This is a genomic window from Bacillus sp. AY2-1 (genome assembly GCF_008368965.1).
GTDB lineage: Bacteria > Bacillota > Bacilli > Bacillales > Bacillaceae_G > Bacillus_A > Bacillus_A thuringiensis_S.
Window position 1 is genome coordinate 1 of the sequence record NZ_QPEL01000236.1, and the last position, 1,789, is coordinate 1,789.

Below are 1,789 nucleotides of genomic sequence, written 5' to 3' on the forward strand. Positions count from 1 at the left end.
GATTAATCTTATAAAGGAGTATACTGAATGACGGTAAGACTTATAGAAGGGGTAATGAAAATGAAGCTTGCAGGAAAAGTTGCTATCGTAACTGGCGGTGGCATCGGTATTGGACGTAATACAGCTCTTTTGTTGGCTAAACAAGGCGCAAAAGTTATTGTGACGGACATTGATCAAGAGAGTGGACAAGCAACAGTGGAGGAAATTATGAATCTAGGCGGAGAGGCACTTTTTGTATCCTATGATATGGGAAAACAAGGAGATTGGCAACGCGTTATTAGCATTACTTTGAATGCATTCAGTCGCATTGATATGCTTTTTCAAAATGGTGGTTTATATAAAATAGATTCTATTTTTTCTCGCCAACAAGAGAACGATTCCAATGTACTTTGTATTAATGACGTTTGGATAGAGATAAAACAATTAACGTCATCTTTTATGAAACAGCAAGAAGAAGTGGTGCTTAGTGATTTACCGATTTTCGGTATTATTAGCACGAAAGGACAATCATTTCATACAGTAGAAGCCCTAGTATAATAATGAAAACCGCCCTCAATATATGTGGACGGTTTTTTTGTATGTTATATAGAAGGAAATTTTTTTAGCGAATACGTTGTTCTGTTTGGCTGTCAAAGAAATGCGCTTTATTTAAATCAAATGCCAATTTAATTTGATCTCCAGGTGAGAATATATGTCGTGCATCAACACGTGCTGCAAAATCTTGATTTCCAAGTTTCATATATAAAATAGATTCAGCACCTAACAATTCAGCAACTTCAATTTTTGTTGTGAAAGTAGTAGATTGTGAAGCTTCTAAAAATAGTAGTTCATCATGAATGTCCTCCGGGCGAATACCTAAAACAATTTCCTTATTTACATAGCCTTGTTCACGTAGCATCTTCATTTTTCCTTCAGATACTTTGATTTTTATGGTATTGTCTATAACGAAATCGGTTTCAGTCAATTTACCACGAAAGAAGTTCATCGCTGGTGACCCGATAAATCCACCCACGAAAATGTTTTCTGGTGTTTCATATACTTCTTTTGGAGTTCCAATTTGTTGAATCTTTCCATCCTTCATAACGACAAGACGCGAAGCCATAGTCATTGCTTCTGTTTGGTCATGTGTTACATAAATTGTTGTTGTTCCAAGGCGATGATGTAGCTTAGAAATTTCTGAGCGCATTGCAACACGGAGTTTAGCATCTAAGTTTGATAATGGTTCATCCATTAAGAAAACTTTTGCATCTCGAACGATTGCTCTACCTAACGCAACACGTTGGCGTTGTCCACCTGATAATGCTTTCGGTTTTCTATCTAAATATTGTTCAAGCCCTAAAATTTTTGCTGCATCTTTCACACGACGATCGATTTCATCTTTTGGTATTTTTCGAAGTTTTAATCCGAATGCCATATTATCATATACACTCATATGTGGATAAAGAGCGTAGTTTTGGAAGACCATTGCGATATCTCGATCTTTTGGAGGAACATCATTCATTAGTTTACCATCAATTGAAAACTCGCCTTTTGAAATATCTTCGAGTCCAGCTACCATTCGTAATGTTGTAGATTTTCCGCATCCAGAAGGACCGACAAATACGATAAATTCTTTATCTTGAATGTGTAAATTAAAATCGGTTACAGCTGTTACGTTATTATCATATATCTTATAAATATTTTCTAATTTAAGTTCTGCCATGGTATTTCCCCCTAGAAATAATTATGCAAACGTTTTCTTTGAGTTCATTATAAACGAATAGATTCAAAAAATAAATAAAAAAATAAA

At 35.0% G+C, this 1,789-nt stretch carries 2 protein-coding genes; one reads left to right on the forward strand and one right to left on the reverse strand.

What is annotated here, in order from left to right:
* Positions 1-27: 27 nt before the first annotated feature.
* On the forward strand, positions 28-537 hold the full coding sequence (locus tag DN403_RS29505) for an SDR family NAD(P)-dependent oxidoreductase (RefSeq protein ID WP_000218411.1): 510 nt from the start codon (positions 28-30) through the stop codon (positions 535-537).
* A 64-nt stretch (positions 538-601) separates the two neighbouring features.
* Here DN403_RS29505 and DN403_RS29510 read toward each other — a convergent pair whose 3' ends face one another.
* Entirely contained in the window at positions 602-1,702 is a 1,101-nt protein-coding gene (locus tag DN403_RS29510; RefSeq protein ID WP_000818934.1) for an ABC transporter ATP-binding protein, read from the reverse strand.
* Between the last annotated feature and the right edge of the window lie 87 nt (positions 1,703-1,789).

What these genes read in the sequence shown, in the direction of transcription:
- DN403_RS29505 (WP_000218411.1), top strand. Translation starts at nt 28, where the DNA reads ATGACGGTAAGACTTATAGAAGGGGTAATGAAAATGAAGCTTGCAGGA.
- DN403_RS29510 (WP_000818934.1), bottom strand. Translation starts at nt 1,702, where the DNA reads ATGGCAGAACTTAAATTAGAAAATATTTATAAGATATATGATAATAAC.